This window comes from Emticicia sp. (assembly GCF_043780375.1).
In the GTDB taxonomy this organism is placed as follows: Bacteria; Bacteroidota; Bacteroidia; order Cytophagales; family Spirosomataceae; genus Emticicia.
The window spans coordinates 1-19,315 of record NZ_JAYWCU010000183.1; the positions used below are offsets into that span (position 1 = coordinate 1).

Annotated in this window: 16 protein-coding genes; 7 read left to right on the forward strand and 9 right to left on the reverse strand. The window is 36.2% G+C overall.

Annotated features, from left to right (window positions below; genetic code table 11):
* The first annotated feature begins 304 nt into the window (after positions 1-304).
* A complete protein-coding gene (gene hisH, locus ACH2CJ_RS14665) occupies positions 305-925 on the forward strand; it encodes an imidazole glycerol phosphate synthase subunit HisH (RefSeq protein WP_394993695.1) in 621 nt (206 codons plus the stop codon).
* 16 nt (positions 926-941) lie between these two features.
* On the opposite strand, the gene ACH2CJ_RS14670 is transcribed toward hisH, so the two are convergent.
* A complete protein-coding gene (locus ACH2CJ_RS14670; protein ID WP_394993696.1) occupies positions 942-2,267 on the reverse strand; it encodes a sensor histidine kinase in 1,326 nt (441 codons plus the stop codon).
* Positions 2,268-2,371: 104 nt separating this feature from the next.
* On the reverse strand, positions 2,372-2,875 hold the full coding sequence (locus tag ACH2CJ_RS14675; RefSeq protein ID WP_394993697.1) for a DUF421 domain-containing protein: 504 nt from the start codon (positions 2,873-2,875) through the stop codon (positions 2,372-2,374).
* Between the two features lie 157 nt (positions 2,876-3,032).
* On the opposite strand from ACH2CJ_RS14675, the gene ACH2CJ_RS14680 reads away from it, so the two are divergent.
* The 3 genes from ACH2CJ_RS14680 (at position 3,033) to ACH2CJ_RS14690 (ending at position 5,960) form a co-directional block, all read left to right on the forward strand.
* Positions 3,033-3,605 carry an RNA polymerase sigma factor gene (locus ACH2CJ_RS14680; RefSeq protein WP_394993698.1) on the forward strand — a complete coding sequence of 191 codons (573 nt, stop codon included), beginning with the start codon at positions 3,033-3,035 and terminating at the stop codon, positions 3,603-3,605.
* A 63-nt stretch (positions 3,606-3,668) separates the two neighbouring features.
* Complete coding sequence (locus tag ACH2CJ_RS14685; protein WP_394993699.1) at positions 3,669-5,252, forward strand: outer membrane beta-barrel protein; 1,584 nt, start codon at positions 3,669-3,671, stop codon at positions 5,250-5,252.
* Between the two features lie 126 nt (positions 5,253-5,378).
* On the forward strand, positions 5,379-5,960 hold the full coding sequence (locus tag ACH2CJ_RS14690; RefSeq protein ID WP_394993700.1) for a thioredoxin family protein: 582 nt from the start codon (positions 5,379-5,381) through the stop codon (positions 5,958-5,960).
* A 346-nt stretch (positions 5,961-6,306) separates the two neighbouring features.
* On the opposite strand, the gene ACH2CJ_RS14695 is transcribed toward ACH2CJ_RS14690, so the two are convergent.
* The 4 genes from ACH2CJ_RS14695 to ACH2CJ_RS14710 all read right to left on the reverse strand — a co-directional run bounded on the left by ACH2CJ_RS14695 (position 6,307) and on the right by ACH2CJ_RS14710 (position 10,185).
* On the reverse strand, positions 6,307-6,753 hold the full coding sequence (locus ACH2CJ_RS14695) for a thioredoxin family protein (protein WP_394993701.1): 447 nt from the start codon (positions 6,751-6,753) through the stop codon (positions 6,307-6,309).
* Between the two features lie 178 nt (positions 6,754-6,931).
* Positions 6,932-8,128 (reverse strand): argininosuccinate synthase, encoded by a 1,197-nt coding sequence (gene argG / locus ACH2CJ_RS14700; RefSeq protein WP_394993702.1) that lies wholly within the window; start codon positions 8,126-8,128, stop codon positions 6,932-6,934.
* Between the two features lie 156 nt (positions 8,129-8,284).
* Positions 8,285-9,364 carry an LptF/LptG family permease gene (locus ACH2CJ_RS14705; RefSeq protein ID WP_394993703.1) on the reverse strand — a complete coding sequence of 360 codons (1,080 nt, stop codon included), beginning with the start codon at positions 9,362-9,364 and terminating at the stop codon, positions 8,285-8,287.
* Between the two features lie 152 nt (positions 9,365-9,516).
* Entirely contained in the window at positions 9,517-10,185 is a 669-nt protein-coding gene (locus tag ACH2CJ_RS14710; protein WP_394993704.1) for a metal-dependent transcriptional regulator, read from the reverse strand.
* 190 nt (positions 10,186-10,375) lie between these two features.
* On the opposite strand from ACH2CJ_RS14710, the gene ACH2CJ_RS14715 reads away from it, so the two are divergent.
* Positions 10,376-11,716, forward strand: coding sequence for an Nramp family divalent metal transporter (locus ACH2CJ_RS14715; protein ID WP_394993705.1), 1,341 nt, complete (start codon positions 10,376-10,378; stop codon positions 11,714-11,716).
* A gap of 73 nt (positions 11,717-11,789) precedes the next feature.
* Here ACH2CJ_RS14715 and glgP read toward each other — a convergent pair whose 3' ends face one another.
* Complete coding sequence (gene glgP, locus ACH2CJ_RS14720; RefSeq protein ID WP_394993706.1) at positions 11,790-13,436, reverse strand: alpha-glucan family phosphorylase; 1,647 nt, start codon at positions 13,434-13,436, stop codon at positions 11,790-11,792.
* A gap of 204 nt (positions 13,437-13,640) precedes the next feature.
* Positions 13,641-14,891, reverse strand: a complete 1,251-nt coding sequence (locus ACH2CJ_RS14725) for a glutamate-5-semialdehyde dehydrogenase (RefSeq protein ID WP_394993707.1) — start codon at positions 14,889-14,891, stop codon at positions 13,641-13,643.
* Positions 14,892-15,099: 208 nt separating this feature from the next.
* Here ACH2CJ_RS14725 and ACH2CJ_RS14730 point away from each other — a divergent pair, with 208 nt between their 5' ends.
* Both ACH2CJ_RS14730 and ACH2CJ_RS14735 read left to right on the forward strand, forming a co-directional pair.
* The gene (locus ACH2CJ_RS14730) at positions 15,100-16,578 is read left to right on the forward strand and encodes a DUF4301 family protein (RefSeq protein ID WP_394993708.1); all 1,479 of its coding nucleotides are present in this window, start codon (positions 15,100-15,102) and stop codon (positions 16,576-16,578) included.
* Positions 16,579-16,646: 68 nt separating this feature from the next.
* The gene (locus ACH2CJ_RS14735) at positions 16,647-17,726 is read left to right on the forward strand and encodes a phosphotransferase family protein (protein WP_394993709.1); all 1,080 of its coding nucleotides are present in this window, start codon (positions 16,647-16,649) and stop codon (positions 17,724-17,726) included.
* 26 nt (positions 17,727-17,752) lie between these two features.
* Here the strand turns inward: ACH2CJ_RS14735 and ACH2CJ_RS14740 are convergent, their stop codons facing one another.
* The gene (locus ACH2CJ_RS14740; protein ID WP_394993710.1) at positions 17,753-19,132 is read right to left on the reverse strand and encodes a dipeptidase; all 1,380 of its coding nucleotides are present in this window, start codon (positions 19,130-19,132) and stop codon (positions 17,753-17,755) included.
* Positions 19,133-19,315 lie beyond the last annotated feature (183 nt).

A 19,315-nucleotide genomic window follows, 5' to 3' on the forward strand; every position in this document is an offset into this window, starting at 1 on the left:
GCTTCAAATTTCGATATGATTTCTATATCTAACAAGATGAAGTAAGATTAATACTTTTTATTCAATTTAACTAATTCAGGGTAGAACCTGAGTCGTAACCACTTATTGAGTGAATGCGTGATTTGAGATTGAGTGAATATTTTTGTTTTTAGAGTTCAATTTTATCTAAAAGAATGATAATATATTACTTTTTTAAGAAAAGATGTGATTTATGTTCTTAGAAGTTTAGATTTGTAGAAATCTTTTTGAGTGAAAATATTTAGTGTCCACTACTTCACTCATACACCCATTGACTCATTGAAAATTGAAAGTTGTCATTATCAAATATAACGCCGGCAATGTACAGTCGGTTATGTATGCCCTCGAACGCATCGGAGCGAGCTACGAACTTTCGGACAGCCCCGAAGTCATTCGTTCTGCCGAGCGAATCATTTTTCCTGGCGTGGGCGAAGCTTCTACTGCTATGAGAAGTTTGCGTGAAAATGGGTTAGACAAAATCATTCCGACCTTGAAACAGCCATTTTTAGGCACTTGCGTAGGAATGCAATTGCTTTGTAAATCATCGGAAGAAAATAATACCGAATGTTTGAATGTTTTTGATGTGCCAATCTTGAAATTTCCAAGAATAAAAGGTTTTAAAGTTCCACAGACTGGGTGGAATGAGATAACACCCCCCTCCGCCCCCGATGGGGGAGCTACAAATTCTTGGATAAATCCTTTGTGTAAAGGCTTGCAAGAAAGTGAGTATGTATATTATAATCATGGGTATTATGCACCGATTTGTGAGTTTACGGTAGCTAAAACTGATTATATTCTTGAATATTCGGCTATTTTGCAGCGAGAAAATTTCTTTGCCGCACAATTTCATTCAGAGATTAGTGGCGATGTAGGTGAAAAGATTTTTAAGAATTTTTTGGAGATTTGATAGTTATATTTACCCTCTAAAATATCACCAAAAATGTACTACCTTCCCCAACTTTTGAGTTAACTTTTAAGTTACCACCGTGCATTTGCATAATTTGTCGGGAAAGGCTTAAACCGATGCCCGAACCTGTTTTTTTAGTTGTATAAAATGGAATAAATATTTTCTCTAAAGCCTCTGGTTCAATACCACTTCCATTATCTGAAATTTCTATAAATCGCTGATTATCAGCCTGGTAAGTTCTTAATTTGATTTCAGAATTTAGTTTGTTTTCTACCGATTCGATGGCATTTTTCATTAGATTTATCAACACCATTTCGATATGTTCGGGGTCTACCACGAGTTCAAAATCATGTTTAAAGTCCGTTTTTAAACAAATCTGTTTCTCTTTAAGTTGTGGTTGAACGAGATTTAGCAAATGATTTACCAAATTTTTTGAGGTGGTTTCCTCAAAAATAGGTTTCGGTATCGTTGTAAATTCACGGTAGGCATTTACAAAATTCATGATGCCTTTACTCCTACTTTCGATGGTTTGTAGGGCTTCTTTTAAATCATCAACGGTTTCTTTTATTTCCTGATTTTCCGACAAATCGGTCTCAATAATTTCTCGCATCGTGCTTGCCAAAGACACAATTGGAGTTACCGAATTCATTATTTCGTGACGAAGTACTTTCGTAAGATTTTGCCAAGCATCCAATTCCTTTTGCTGCAATTCTGATTGAATATTTTGAAGTGAAACCAACTTTATCATTCGTCCACGCAGGCTTACTGTGGTCGAATTTATTGTAATTTGTTGTTCGTTCGATGCTTCATAAAGCGTTTTACTTCCCGAAGGTAAATCTTTCAAAATTTGGTATAAACCAAGATGGCTGCTTTTGTTCAATTCGGAGATATTTCGTAGGCGATAAATGCCCAAAGTACGAAAAGCGGCATTGTTTATCAACTCAATATTGCCAGAAACATCAAAAGACAAAAGTCCTACATTTACATGTTGAACGATGGTATTGATATAATGTAAATTGGCTTCTTTTTCGGCACGAGCTTGTCGAAAAGCGTCTAAAACACCATTTAGTTGTTGGTTTACTTCTTCAAAACTCTTTCCTAATTTATTATCTGCCCGAAACTTTACCGTAAAATCGGCATAGCGAACAGACTCAAAAAAACGAGCTAATTTTCGATTGACAGAAGTTACGTAATTAAAAATGGAGAAAAACATGATACCCACAAAAACACTTGATAACACTACCCATGTCCATTCTTTTTGCATGAAAAAATAAATAATACCTGTCAAAAACAGGCATAAAATACCAACTCTCCAAATGATACCAATAGAAAAATGCTTCATGCTCAATGAGTAACTGCTTTTAGGTACTGTTTTTATAACAACTGGTACTTTAATCAAAGATATTTCATGATTCACTAAATGAAATTGTGATACTAATTCTATTATTAAAAATCTCCTAATCCTTTTTGCACTCTTTTTCTTCGTGATTTTGTTTTAAAATCCTCCGATAAAACACTTATATTTCCATCTACTTCGAGTATTGCTAAATCTACATTTTCAATACTTTTTACACCATGCTCACGCACAGCCGCTTCTAATTCATAAATCGTAAAATCTGCTTTTTCTAAATTTTTTTTTTGTACTGAACCATTGTAAATCAACGTAATAGGCTCTCCTTGAATCAGTTTTCCAATTGGTTGAAACTTATAAATAAGTTTTTTTAGAATAAAATTAGTAATGAACAGTGCTACTGCCGCCACTAATCCACCTTGCAACGAAGTATTTGACCCAACCATTGCATTCTGTACAGCATTACTGATGAGCAAAATAAAAACCAAATCAATTACCGACAATTGAGTTAATTCTTTCTTCCCAAAAAGCCTAATTGCAATAATTATAAAAATATATACTGCCACTGCTCGCAGCATTATGTCAAGATATTGCGTCATAGATAAAATTCTTATTTTTTCAAATGTACACAATCTATCAAGAATAAAAAAAGCAATACTATCTTTTATAACTTGCTTTTTGTCATATTTTTATCTAATCTTGATGCAAAATTCTCTATAAAAGCAACCTTTCAATAAATTTTTACGTAACTACTCAATGGCGAATCATCTGCCAACAGATAAACCCGAAGAATTACTCCTAATGAGTCTAAGAGGTGACCGAAAGAGCCAAGAAAAGCTCTATAGGCAGTTCTATGGGTTTGCTATGAGTGTTTGTTTGCGTTACACAAAAAATAGAGAAGAGGCATTGGAAGTAGTAAATGATGGTTTTTTGAAAGTTTTTACTAAAGGAGACCAATATGACTCGAAGTATCCATTTAAAGCGTGGTTTCGGCGAATTATTGTAAATACTGCCTTAGATTTTTACAGAAGTCAACAAAAGCATTATTTTCACGAAAATATTGAAGAAGCCTACGAAGTTTCTTCCAATGATAGTAGTCCCATGAGCCAACTCAACCATGAAGAGCTAATCGCTATGGTTCAGCAGTTACCGTCGGGTTACAGAATGGTCTTTAACTTATTTGTTATTGATGGATATTCTCACGAAGAAATAGGTAATAAATTAGGTATTTCAGTTGGAACATCCAAATCAAATCTTTCACGAGCAAGGGAAGTGCTACGTAAAATGATTTTGAAAACAGAGAAGGAGTTTGTTAATAGGGCTGATTAATTCACTCGACTGATAATATCCTTAATTTTACCACTAAAATACGATTTTCATAAAGTTTTAGTAATGAATAAACACAAACATGATTTGCCAGACGATGAGTTAGACCACCTTTTCAGAGATTCTGCTGAAAAGATGGATTTTGACTTTGACCCTGACTCATGGACAAAAATGAGCCAAAAGCTCGATGCAGCAAATTTGCCGGCATCGGGCAATAACCAAGCGAAAAATATTTGGTTGAAACGTGGTTTATCCGTTTTGCTTGCTTTATTATTTATAATTGGAGGTTATTATTCGATTAAACTTTTATCTAAGCAAGCAATTACAACGCCTCAAATCAAGCACAAAAATAATGTTGAAATTATAAGCAAAACCCAGTCTGAAAAACATGTAGCAACAGATAAAGTTGGTACAGATAGTTTTAAAAATGATATTTTAGCACAAAACAATTCTTTAAAAAAAGGCATAAATAACTCAGAATCAATTGGTTATAAAAACAAAAAGACTAAAGACAAAATTACCATTGCAACTAAAACTGAAAATAATGAAGAAACTTTAGCCAATAATAAAGTTATAAATTCTTCAAAATCTCAAAAAAGTATTATTGCCAAAAATGAGAACTCAGTAAAGTTATCAGCCAATCAAACATTTACAGAACATACAAAAACTTCAAAAATTAAGACTTCTTTTGTTAATAAATCAAATGATGATTTGGTACATACAACGGAGCCCGAAACAAGTTTGATTGCATCGAAAAATGACATAAATAATGTTTCTGAGAAAAACAGAAAAGGAGTGAAAACTCAAAATTCGAAAACAAATTTAGCTATAAATAACACTCAAACCCCTATGAACCAAGGAAGCGAAAATATATCGCTATCGAATGTGGTTGTGACAAATACAGAGGCGGAAATTGAACGCTGGCAGTTGGGCGAAGTTAAAAACCTTATTTCTAAAAAATCTATTTTCAAATCTAATCTACTATTACCAATAATCGCTTTTGAAAGTCCAAAAGCTGAATTTACCATTTCTACCAGTCCTAATACTGCATTCAAAAGTGGGCTTAACTTCCGATTGGCAATCTCGCCTGATTTTAGTGTGATTCCGAGAAATAGTTTTGCAAAAATAGGCAATAATGGGGCGGTTATATTAGAATATCGCTTCAACAAACATTGGTCACTACAAACAGGTGTAATTAGATCATTAAAACGCTACATTGCTACTCCTGAGCAATATAACTGGAACACCAACTGGAACAACCCAACGCCACTTGTTTTTGTTGATGCAACTTGTAAAATGCTTGATATTCCGTTGAATTTTCGCTATGATATTACCCAAAAAGCCAATAGTCGCTTATTTGCAAGTTCGGGTTTTACAAGTTATATAATGCTCAAAGAGGTTTATCGGTACAACTATAAAGACAATGCTAATCCTAATATTAAATACAGGGAGTGGACTACCAAAACCGGCAATTATCCTTTTAGTGTATTAAATTTTTCTCTTGGTTATGAGCGAAAAATCTTACGTAAACTAAGTTTTCAGGCTGAACCCTTCGTAAAGATTCCGCTTGGAGAGATTGCTTACGGTAAGGTAAAGTTAGCAACTTTAGGAGTGTTCTTCTCAGCAAAATATCCAATTTCAAGGTTTTAAGATTTGCACCGAAAGCATTCGGTATAATATTTGTATGTAGATTCATAGTAAGACCTTCGGTGCAGGGCATATAAAACAATATACTAAAACTTATAATTAGACCGTTTTTATAAAAATCATCTGATAATGAAAAAAATATGCCTGTTTTTAGTGCTTGCAATTAGTAGCACATCTATTTTCGCTCAAAATGCTTCGCCTGTTTCTGAACAATACAATTCGACTTCAAAAAAAGGTGAGTTAGAATGGCTTACTATTCAGGAAGCATATATTCGCACTCAAAAAGAGCCTCGCAAGACAATCATTGATGTTTATACTGCTTGGTGTGGCTGGTGCAAAGTGATGGACAAACAAACTTATACTAATCCCGAAGTGATTGATTATCTGAACAAAAACTTTTACATGGTCAAACTCGATGCCGAATCGAAGCAAGATATTGTCATTGGGAATACAAAATATGTTTTTGACGAAAAAAGTGGAGCTAATCAAGCAGCTTTGGCATTATTACAAGGGAAAATGAGTTATCCAACAACAGTTTTTTTGGATGCTCAATATAACATGATTCAACCCCTACCTGGTTATATGGATGCCAAAGCATTTCATCAAATTGTTACTTATTTGGGCGGAGATTATAACAAAAAAGAGCCTTTCGAACAATACAAAGAAGGTACGTATAAAGAAGTTTATAAGGCAGTATTGGTAAAGCTATAATTGATTTATATACAAAAAAATGAATCCGACTTTTTATTACAAAAGTCGGATTTTTTGGTTCTTCATAGCTTAAGTCATTGTCTGAATTTAGCACCGAAAATCTGATTTACCCCAATTCTCATAATTTTATTTATGAAGGAAGTATTCTTTTTGTGTGACAGCAGATGTTGTATTGGATTCATGTAAAAGCTGACTTGTATAAAAAGTTAGCTTTTAGTTTTTCATGATAATAACAATATTACAACAAAGGTATAGCTACCAACTATAAGCTCATAGAGGGAAACTACTTGAATCAATAAGGGGTTTTACGTAGTTTATAATTATTGTAAAAGATAAAAGCCAAAAATCAACGATTAAGGCTCAATTTTGTAGCAGAATCAGCTTCTTGCATAAGACCTTCGGGAGTCATTATTCCTTCGATACGGTGCAAAACCTGCCCATCGGGACTTATAAATAAATAAGTAGGATATGAGTCTACTCGGTAAACAATGCCTACGTTTACACCTTCAAATGACTCGCCATCTACTTTATAATTGAGGAATTTTTTATTGAATTTTTCGGTAACTCTGGCATCTTTAAATGTGTTTTCGTCCATCCATTTACACGGCCCACACCACGTAGTATATACATCTACAAATAAAACTTTCCGTTGGAGTTTCGCCTCTGCCAACATTTGCTTCATTGTTTTATCTGTATTTTTAACAAAATTTATTTTTTTGATACTTTCACGACTACAAGCATACACCAATACAATGAGGCTCAGTACACTCAATGCCAAAATTATTTTTTTCATTGCAAATGTTATTTTTTCCGCAATTCTACTACAAATTTCTTACCTTTTTAATAAAATAGCTGAATTTATTGAGTTTTTTATCGTTGAAACAAAGCCGAAAGGAATGATAAAAAAATAGGCATACGCCGAAACGCATGCCAAATATATCAAACTGTATAATTTCTATGGTCAATATCAACTATTTCTTCTCAGCCAATTCCGTAATTTTTTGATGAATCATCACTTGGTTCGACATGATTTTTGAGAATCCTCTCACGTCATCGCCACTCCAAGCGTTGTTCATTTCGCCATAGCTGCCAAATACTGGCGACATCAAGTCGTAATCTGATTTTATACCTAACAATTGGAAATTATACTGAGAAAGTTGTACACGCACTTCGCCAGTTACATGCGATTGCATACTTTCCAAAAACTTCTCAATATCACGCAATAAAGGCTCTAAAAATTGTCCTTCGTGGAGCATCATTCCGTACCATTCGGCCAAGTTTTGTTTCCAATACTGTTGCCATTTTGATAAAACGTGTTTTTCTAATAAATGATGAGCTTTGATAATAATTAAGGGAGCAGCAGCTTCAAAACCTACACGTCCTTTGATTCCAATGATGGTATCGCCCACGTGAATATCACGCCCGATGCCATAAGGAGAAGCCAATTCCGACAAACGACGTATGGCATCTACCGGATTTTTGAATCTTTTACCATTCACACCTTTCAACTCACCTTTGGTAAATTGTAAAGAAATTTCTGAAGATTTTTTCTTTGTAACTTGTGTCGGAAAAGCACTTTCTGGCAAAAAATCATACGAATTCAAAGTTTCACGACCACCTACCGAAGTTCCCCACAAACCTTTATTAATTGAGTAAGCAGCTTTGTGCCATTCACGCACTACACCTTTCGATTTTAGGTAATCGATTTCAGCTTCACGAGATAATTTCAAATCTCTGATTGGCGTAATTACTTCTGCATTAGGTAACACAATTCTGAAAACCATGTCAAAACGCACTTGGTCGTTTCCTGCACCCGTACTTCCATGAGCTACGGCTTCTGCCCCAACTTGCTTGGCATATTCTGCTACCGCAACCGCCTGAAACATACGCTCGGCACTTACTGAAAGCGGATAAGTATTGTTTTTTAATACATTGCCATAAACCAAATAACGAATACATTTTTGGTAATATTCGTCCACCATGCGAGCTGTAAAATGGTTTGTTACACCCAATTCGTAGGCTTTTTTCTCAATATCTTTTATTTCGTCTTCGGTAAATCCGCCTGTATCAACCAAAACAGAATGAACTTCATGACCTAAATCTTCGGTCAAATATTTTACACAAAAGGAAGTATCCAAACCTCCACTGTATGCCAAAACAACTTTCATAAGCCTGAACTTGCTCTAAAATGAGCATATTTTTTAGAATTCAACAAAATTTCTCCGCAAAAATAGGACATATTGGGGTAAAAACAATGAGTGTATGATAGAATGAGCGAATGAATGAGTTGTAAATTCAGAAAAACATTCATTCAAAATTATATTTTATCTCGGTACTGTAAAATACATAAACGTTCCGATGCTGGCAAAAACGATATTTGGTAGCCAAACTGCCAAAAGTGGTGGCATATTACCCGATTCGGCAATGCCTTTCGACATAATATAGAAAAGAATATAGACAAATGCTAACACAAAGCCAATAGCAATCTGAAAACCAACGCCTCCACGTGCCTTGCGAGCCGATACAATTAAGCCCATCAATGACAAAATAATAACTGCAAATGGCGTGGCTATTCGTTGGTAAAACTCTATTTGAAATGACTCAATTCCTTCTGCTCCTCTACTTTTTATCAAGGCGATTCTATCTCGTAATTCTGGCACCGTAAAGGTTTCGTAAACATTATGGTCACTTTCAAAATCGCTTGGCGATAAGTTTATCACCGTATCTTTTGAGGCAATCGAATAGAGCATTTTGTCTTTCATTATACCTAAAGTACGAATTTTATAATCCGAAATCTTCCAGCGTTTTGTGCTGTCATTCCATTCGATTCGCTTGGCAGAAAGTTTTTCTACGAGTTTATTATTGATAATTTTTTCGAGCGTAAAATCATAGCCTGTTTTGGTTTCATTATTGTAACTCGACATATAAGCGTATGTATTGGGAGCTACGGCGGTATGAAAATCTCGGTCGGAGAAATAAAACTTGTCGTTGATATAAACACTTTCAAAAGCAAGTCTAACCTTATTGGCTCGTGGCAATATCCAGCCAACCATCGCAAAAGAAAGAACAGCAATAACTGATGCACCCATCAAATAAGGCACCATTAAGCGTCTAAAACTCGTGCCACTACTCAAAATCGCTACGATTTCAGAGTGTGCAGCCATTTGTGCGGTAAAGAAAACCGTCGAAATAAAAATCATCAACGGGCTAATATAATTTGCCCAATAAGGGGCGAGATTGGCATAATAGGACAGTAAAATTGCTCGCATCGGAGCTTTTTTTTGGATAAAATCATCATTTTTTTCTACAAAATCAATTACCATGATGATAAGCACGATAACCAGAACTGCAAAAAAATATGTTTTGAGGAAGCGTTTGATTAAATATTTATCAAGAATTTTCATACCCCTAACCGCTGCGGCGGACCGTCCCTAAAGGGGAATTAAAAAAAGAAATTGAAACACAAAGATAAACATTGTGAAATAGGCAATTGGTTTTATTAAGAATTATTAACGCTCGAAACTTGTAGGGGTTTTTCAAACCTTGCAGGTTTAAACTACGTATTTTGAGCTTTTACTAACAAATTTCTTGCTACTTCATTACTTACAAAAAGAGAAATGTTTTCATTCAACAAAATGCTATATGACTTGTCGAACTGGCTAATTTCCAGCACTTTAAGGCTACAGCCAAGTGTAATTTGGTGCTTGTCGAGGTGTTGCAAAAATGCAGGGGAATGAGCAGAAACGCCCATCATTACAACTGACTGATTTAATGGAATTTCGGACAATTTTTGATAACTCACCGAAGGCATTTTTCCTTTAGCATCAGGAATTGGGTCGCCATGCGGGTCGAATTTGGGGCTTCCCAGAAATTTATCTAAACTTTCTGTCAATTCTTTTGAATTAATATGCTCCAATTGTTCGGCAATGTCATGAATTTCGTCCCATCCAAAACCCAATTTTTCTACCAAAAAAACCTCCCAAAGTCGATGTTTACGAATCACTGCCAAAGCAATTTGCTGCCCTTCAACAGTAAGTGTTACCCCCTGATACTTGCGATAATTGATATAGTTTTTCTCTGCCAACTTGCGTAGCATATCCGACACCGATGCCGCTTTGGTTTGCGTATGCTCGGCTAACTCATTAGTACTCACCTCATTACCGCCGTTTTGTTCGGTGAGTAAGTAGATGATTTTCAGGTAATTTTCTTCTGTGAAAGAAATCATGTCGTTAATCAATAGCCATTAGACTATAGTCGATGGTTAAAAAAATAGCTGTCTGCTAATTTATCTGATTCATTACAAAGCTACAATTTTAGTCTAATCAAACAAAATTTAGACAAATCTAAAAATTTATTTTGACAAATAATTTTTTTGTTTTATGTTTGTATTGAAATTAATAAAGTACGAATAAAAAATGGAAGAACCACTTGATATAAACAAAAATAAGGCTTGGAAATATGTTACCAATAAAGTTTCCTTACCTGAAGTTCATGCTACGATAAATGTACCTAAATATGGTAGTTTTTGGAAAAAATTAGCTGCATTTACAGGGCCAGGTTTAATGGTTGCGGTTGGTTATATGGATCCTGGTAATTGGGCTACTGATATTGCAGGTGGAGCAAAATTTGGTTATACTTTACTTTCAGTTATTCTGATTTCTAATCTTTTTGCTATGCTTTTGCAGCATTTATCTTTAAAATTGGGTGTTGCAACTGAGCGAGATTTAGCTCAAGCTTGTCGAGATTCTTACTCAAGACCAGTGTCGTTTGTTTTATGGATTTTGGCAGAAATAGCTATAGCTGCTTGCGACTTGGCAGAAGTTATTGGAGCAGCGATTGCCTTAAATTTGCTTTTTAATATCCCACTTACGTATGGCGTCGTGATAACTGCTATTGACGTAATTTTCATATTATTTCTACAAAACAAAGGTTTTCGTATCATTGAAGTCATTGTTGCAGGTTTGATTTTAATAATTTTACTATGTTTTGGGTACGAAATATTGGCTTCTAATCCAGATTTTGTTGCCGTTTCAAAAGGTTTTATACCGAGTAGTCAGATTGTTACAAACCCCGAAATGCTATACATTGCTATCGGTATTTTGGGAGCAACCGTTATGCCGCATAATTTGTATCTTCATTCGAGTATTATTCAAACTCGAAAAATAGAAAATACGTATGATGCCAAAAAAAGTGCCATTAAGTTTGGCACTATTGATTCGACTGCTTCATTATTTATAGCCTTCTTTATAAACGCCGCTATTTTGATAATGGCAGCCGCAACTTTTCATTTTTCGGGAAACAACCAAGTTGCCGATATTACAGATGCTTATCATTTGCTTGACCCGCTTTTGGGGGTAAAATTAGCTGGATTGTTTTTCGCAGTTGCTTTATTGGCAGCAGGTCAAAATTCTACGCTAACAGGTACGTTGGCAGGGCAAATTATCATGGAAGGTTTTTTAAATATCCGTCTAAAACCGTGGCTTAGAAGGCTGTTAACCAGACTTGTAGCAATTGTTCCTGCTTTGATTGTTGCTGTTATTTATGGAGAAAAAGGCACTACCGATTTATTAATTTTAAGCCAAGTTATTTTGTCTTTACAGTTGAGTTTTGCGGTTGTGCCTTTAGTAATGTTTACATCTGATAAGCTCAAAATGGGAGAATTTGCCAACCCAACTTACGTAAAATATACCGCTTGGATAGTAACCTTCATCATTATTGCCTTAAATAGCTATTTGCTTATTGATACAATATTTTAACTAAATAAGGCTTCGTTTAAAACGAAGCCTTATTTGTTTTGAAGGATTAGGCAATTCGTCGTAACTGAGCTAATCAATAAACCTTCTCATAATACTCAGCTGCCATGCGGTCAGAATCGAAGAACGCATTTACGTCATTCATGCTTTGCAAAACCATTTTTTGCCAATCGGCTGGGCGGTCATAATAGGCTGGTAGAATCTTGTTTTCGAGCATATCGAGCATATTGCTAATGTCGGTATTGTCTCGCTCCCACTCTGGAAAATGTGGTGCTTCTGGTACAATGAATGAGTTGCTTTCATTAGCAAATTCACAAACCCAACCATCAAACGTAGAAAAGTTGAGCGAAGCATTCATCGCAGCTGTCATGCCACTTGTGCCTGATGCTTCTCTTGTTACGATAGGCGTATTGAGCCAAACATCAGAGCCATCTTTAATTAGTTTTGAAAGACTCAATTCATGCCCAGTGAGTACTGCCATATTTGGGTACAAATGACTCAAATAATAAAGCTGATTAAACGTATTTATTGCTCCACCATCAAACGGATAAGGTTTTCCTGCCCAAATAAATTGAATCGGGTATTTTGAATTATTCATTAAACGTGCAAAACGCTCTCTATCACGAGTCAATAACTCGGGACGTTTATAAGCAGCAAAGCGTCTTGCCCAAATAATTGTCATTACATTTTCATCAAAAATTTTACCCGATTGGTCGGCAACAGTTTTGAAAAGTACCGATTTTAATTCTTTTTTGCGACTATCAATCGTTTCTACATCTCCTTTTTTTCGTGCTTTTTCTAAGATCTCATCTGCCCAATAAAGATTATTTTGAGCATTGGTGACGTGCGTAATCTCACATATACCGTCGTAACCGCCCCACATTTTGCGAGAAACGTCTCCATGAAGTTTTGAAACAGCATTGGCTTTTCTGCTCAAACGCAGAGCAACCAAAGAATGATTAAAAACATCATCTTTAATTCCCGAAATTTTACGAACTTCTTTCATTGACACACCGTCAAAGAAGTTCATACTTTCAAGTAAATTAATATCGTGCTTCTCATTTCCAGCTTCTTCGGGTGTATGAGTTGTAAAAACCAAGCGTTTTTTTAAGTCAGCAACTTTTCCAAATTTTTTGTATAAATGAAATGCCCCCGAAAGTGCATGGGCTTCATTGAAATGATAAACTTCTGGTTCGTAGTTAATTTTGTCTAAAAAAGTTGTTCCACCAATACCCAAAATCATACACTGAGCTACTTTTGTAGAAGCATCGGTATCGTAAAGATGGTAAGAAAGCGACCTTGCCCAAGTATCATTTCCGTCGGTATCGGTTGTCAAGAAAAACATCGGCACAGTGCCAAAGGTTGTTGGCGGAAGAAAATATGTTGCTATCCAAACTGAACGGTTTTGAATATTCATTTGAAAACGAACGCCTGTATCTTGCAAAAAACTATACATTTTCTCACGAAATTGTACCGCCATACTATTATCGGTATTGCGAACTTGGTCATAGTAACCAAATTTCCAAAGCATACCGATTCCAATAAGGTTTTGTTTGGTTTGGTAAGCACTTCGCATGTGCGAGCCGGCCAAAAACCCTAAACCACCCGAATAGGTCTTGAGAGCTTGATCAATGGCAAATTCCATTGAAAAATAAACGACAGATTTTTTGAACTCTGGGGCAAAAGAATAGGGATGAGTAAATTGCTCAGGGAGATTTTCCATTTTTGTCATAGGTTATTTTCGTCCTACAAAAGTACGGAAAAATTATAAGATTTATGAACCCTTTTGATGAAAAAGCCAAGTGCCAAATTTTGTTTTTTTATGAATTAGTATAAATTTGACAATAATCTCTTAACAAAAGTATATGAAATGTCCAATTATTGTTTCAGATAAAGCTATTTTGAGTAGTAAGCTTTGTAATTAATCCTACCATCTCACTTGCCCATCGCCCAAAACAATCCATTTTTCAGTAACGAGTTTTTCGAGGGCAAAAGGGCCCCGTGCATGAAGTTTTTGTGTAGAAATGCCGATTTCTGCTCCTAAACCAAACTGTCCACCATCGGTAAATCTGGTTGAAGCGTTGTGATAGACGGCAGCAGCATCAACTTCTGACAGAAATTTTTCGGCAAAAGCTTGATTTTTCGTCAAAATTGCTTCCGAATGTCTCGAAGAAAATGCTTGAATGTGTGCCAGTGCTTCGTCAATATCTTTGACGGTTTTGATAGAAATTTTGTAATCTAACCATTCTTTGCCAAAATCCTCTTCTTGGGCTTTATGCAATTTTTGGTAGCCAATTTTCTCAAAAACTGCAAAAGAGGCTTTATCGGCATAAATTTCTACATTCCATTTTTTGAAATCCTCGACTAACATTGGCAAAAATTGGTCAATAATTGCCTCATCAATAATCGCACAATCTAATGAATTACAAACCGACGGACGAGAAACCCTTGCATTGACAATGATTTCTTTGGCTTTTACTAAATCTGCCGATTTTTCAACATACGTATGCACCACGCCTGCTCCCGTTTCGATGGTCGGAATGAGTGAATTTTTACGCACAAACTGAATCAAAGCATCCGAGCCTCTTGGAATGATAATATCTACAAAACGGGTCGCTTTTAAGAGTTCTTCGGTAAATTTTCGGTCGGTTGGCAAAAGTAAAACCGCTTCATTGACAATTCCAAATTGATTTAATGCTTGATGAATAAGCGAAACTAAGCATTGATTAGAAAAATGTGCTTCTTTTCCACCTTTTAGCACACAGGCATTACCCGAACGCAAACACAACGAAGCCACATCAATCGTAACATTTGGACGAGATTCATAAATCACGCCTACAACGCCCATCGGCACAGCTATCTTCCTGATATTCAAGCCATTATCTAAATTTATTTCAACCAAAATCTCGCCTGTTGGGTCGGGCAAAAGTGCCACTTCACGCAACGAATCAGCCAAGCCTTCAATACGATTTTCATTCAAAAGTAAACGATCATATTTTGTGTCGGCTTTGTCCATTAAGTCTAAATCTTTCTGATTTTCAGACATAATCACCGCTTTCGATTGCTCTACAATTTCAGCTAAATAATTAAGTAAAGAACTTCGTTGGGCATCAGAAAGCCGACGAACTGCGGCAGCCGCTTGTTGTGTTTTCTGTAAAAGAGGAAGAATTGAGGTCATATTTTTTTGCTTTCGATTATCAGCAGTCGGCTATCAGTCATTTAATAACACAATGTTTTTGTAAAAAAAGTCAAATGCCGATAGCCAAATGCACATATCTTTGCTTTTTTTTCATTTATTCCCCAACAAAAACATTGCCTTAACTTTAATTTTTCGTAAAATTACACCGCAATAAGCTACAATCAAAAAGAATAAACTCTGACTTATTATGTTTACCGAAAAGGACCTTAATCTAATACAAGCCCGTGGGGCAAATCTCGAAACGATTCAAGAGCAAATCGAAAACTTTAAAAATGGTTTTCCGTATCTCAATGTTGTCAAAGCTGCGACCATTGATGATGGCATGATTCATTTGGGAGATACCAAAGCAGCTAAGTTGGCAAAAGATTTTGATGACCAAGCGTTTAAACTCAAATTATTGAAGTTTGTACCCGCTTCTGGGGCGGCTTCACGTATGTTTAAATCGCTTTTTGCTGCTTTAGAAGAAGAAAAAATTGACAAATCTGTCAATGAATTTTTGGAACGCTTACAAGAATTTGCTTTCTACAATAGTTTGTCGAAACTCGTTGGTTCAGAGGCTACCGATTATAAAACAGCACTAAAATATTTATTGACAGATGCAGGTCTTGATTACGGAAGTTTACCAAAAGGCTTGCTTGAATTTCATAAATACAGCAAAATAACTCGCACACCTGCCGAAGAACATTTGGTTGAAGGAGCAAAATATGCTAACTCCAATGGCAAAGTAAATCTGCATTTTACGGTTTCGCCCGAACACCGAAGCAAGTTTAATGCTCTGATAGACAGTGTTTTAGCAAGTTATGAAGAAAAACATGGCGTTAAATACAGTATAAGTTTTTCAGAACAAAAGCCTTCGACTGATACCATTGCGGTAAATTTAGATAATACTCCTTTTCGCAATGCAAATGGTGATTTACTTTTCCGCCCAGCAGGACATGGGGCTTTACTCGAAAACCTCAACGACCAAGATGCTGATGTCGTTTTTATCAAAAATATTGATAATGTTGTGCCTGATAGTTTGAAAAAACAAACGGTTATTTATAAAAAAGCCTTAGCAAGTTTATTGGTAAGTTACCAAGAAGCTATTTTTGCTTTCTTGAAAATGATTGATGGAGTGAAAATGAAAGAAGTCGATGTAGAAGAAATGGCAGCTTTTCTCGAAAATGAGCTTTGTATATTGCCTCCTGATGGTTTTGACGACCTTTCTTTGGAAGAACAAATTGAGTATTGTCGAACAAAACTCAACCGCCCATTAAGAATTTGTGGCATGGTTCAAAATGTTGGTGAGCCTGGTGGTGGTCCATTTTGGGCAAAAAATGCTGACGGTTCAACTTCACTTCAAGTAGTAGAATCGGCTCAAATTGATTTGAAAAATCCAGCCCAAAAAGAAATTTTTGAGAAAGCAACGCACTTCAATCCCGTTGATTTGATTTGTGCCATGAAAGATTACAAAGGTCAAAAATTCAACCTTTTGAACTTCCGTGACCCAAAAACTGGTTTCAATACTCAAAAATCGCAAAATGGACGTGATCTAAAAGCACAAGAACTACCGGGACTTTGGAACGGTGCAATGGCAAATTGGAATACATTATTTGTGGAAGTGCCATTGATTACTTTCAATCCTGTGAAAACTGTCAATGATTTATTAAGGCCTGAACACCAATAATTTAATGGTTAATTAAAGGCTTTTTTTTAGTAAATTTCGACTATAGTTTATTGACAATCTACTAACAAATGACTTCTTTAAATATTGATACGCCTACCTCAGTTAGACACGGTGAAGAATTGGATTTGTTGCGATTGAACGATTTTATTCAATCGCAACTATCTGATTTTGAGGCAATTACCGAAATTTCTCAATTTTCGGGAGGATATTCTAATCTGACGTATTTCTTGAAAACGGCTAATAAGGAATACGTACTTCGCCGTCCACCTTTTGGTGCAAAAGACATCAAAGGCGGACATGACATGGGTAGAGAGTATAAAATTTTGAGTGCAGTAAGAGCATCGGGCTATAATAAAATTCCAAATCCTGTTATTTTTTCGGAAGATGAATCGGTTATGGGTTGTCCATTTTATATCATGGAACGAGTACAAGGAGTTATTTTGCGAGCAAAAGATGCCCCCAAGTTAATGGCTTCGGTTGCTCCCGAAGAAATGCAAAAATTATCGGAAGCTCTTTGTGATAATTTGGCAGATTTGCACGCCATTAATATTGAATCAACAGGGCTGATAAATATCGGAAAACCCGAAGGCTATATTCAGCGACAAGTAGAAGGCTGGCATAAACGTTATTTGGCTTCACAAACCGACGAGATTGCTAACATGGATAATTTGGCGAATTGGTTGAAAGCAAACTTACCCACTGAAGGAAAACCAACGCTTATTCACAACGATTATAAATATGACAATGTAGTGCTAAATGCCAACAATTTGTCAGAAATCGTAGCCGTTTTAGACTGGGAAATGACAACCGTTGGCGACCCAATGATGGATTTAGGTACATCTCTATCTTATTGGGCAGAGGAAAATGATGGAGCTTTTGAGAAAAACTTCAATCTTTCGTGGGTTGCAGGAAACCTCACTCGCCAAGAATTTGCTGACCGATACGCCGAAAAAAGTGGGCGATATGTATCAAATATCTTATATTTCTATGTTTTTGGCTTATTCAAAAACTCAGTAGTAATTCAACAAATTTATAGCCGCTACAAAAAAGGCTTAACCACAGACCCACGCTTTGCCGACCTTATTTTTGGCGTACACGCCCTTTCAAAAAAAGGAGCTTTGTCGGTGGAGAAAGGAAAGATGGTTTGAGAAGTTTTGCTACAAATTTATGACTTTTACTTCATCAACTCCGCATAATGCTTATAAAACAAAGGAATCGTTTCGATGCCTTTGAAGAAATTGAATAGTCCGTAATGTTCATTTGGTGAGTGTAGTGCATCAGAATCTAAGCCAAAACCAAAGAGAATAGATTTCAAACCTAATTCTTGCTCAAACAAAGCCACAATCGGAATACTGCCACCGCCACGTGTAGGCACTGGTTTTTGTCCCCAAGCCTCTTCCATGGCAAGCATTGCCGCATTATAACCTGGCGAATCTGTCGGTGTTACATAAGGTTGTCCACCGTGGTGGCGGCTTACTTTTACTTTAACTGTATTTGGAGCAATGGCTTTGAAGTGAGTTTCAAAAAGTTCAGCAATTTCTTCCCAATCTTGGTGCGGCACTAATCGCATTGATATTTTCGCAAAAGCTTTTGAAGGTAAAACAGTTTTCGAACCTTCGCCCGTATATCCTCCCCAAATGCCATTTACATCAAGTGTTGGGCGAATAGACGCTCGCTCACGAGTGGTATAACCCTTTTCTCCATTAACATCGGCAATATCAAGGTCAAGTTTATATTCCTCCAAATTAAATGGAGCAGCTTCTAATTCATTTCTTTCTTCTTGCGAGAGTTCGTCAACTTTGTCATAAAAACCTTTTACCATAACTTTTCCATCAGCATCGTGCAACGAAGCTATCATTTGGCAAAGCACATTTACAGGATTTGCCACTGCTCCGCCATAAACACCTGAGTGTAAATCACGATTTGGGCCAGTTACGGCAACTTCCATATAAGTCAAACCACGCAACCCTGTTTCGACTGATGGAATATCGTTGGCAATGATTGAAGTATCAGAAATTAAAATTAAATCGGCTGCGAGTTTTTCTTTGTTTGCTTTTACAAAAACGCCTAAGTTTTCAGAACCAATCTCCTCTTCACCTTCAAACATTATTTTTACATTACAAGGCAAACCACCATCAGCCAACATCATTTCGATGGCTTTTACGTGCATATAAATTTGCCCTTTGTCGTCGCAAGAGCCACGAGCAAAAATTGCTCCGTCAGGATGATTTTTTGTTACTTTGATAGTTGGCTTAAATGGCGGAGAATCCCACAATTCGTAAGGGTCGGCAGGTTGAACGTCGTAGTGTCCATAAACCAAAATGGTTGGTAATGAGGTATTTACGATTTTCTCGGCATAAACAATAGGATGTCCTGCAGTCGGGCAAATCTCGGCTTTGTCGAGTCCTGCTGCTAATAATTTTTCTTTGATATATTCAGCCGCATGGAGCATATCTGGCTGAAATTTTGAATCAGCACTTACTGAAGGTATACGCAAAAAATCAAAAAGTTCGCTTAGAAAACGGTCTTTATTTTGTTCGATATAAGTGTTCATTATGAGCCTGTTTAAACTTAAAAAAATCTCCGATTATTGCTTTAATTTACGCCTTACTTTTTGTCTTGATACAAAAAGGTAACAGCGGCGGCTGACTGTAAAAAAATCAAGAAAATTTAATCGTAGCGGCAATCCGCCTCGCTGTCACTCGAACAGTAAATTTTCGGGCTTGGCTTCTAAAAA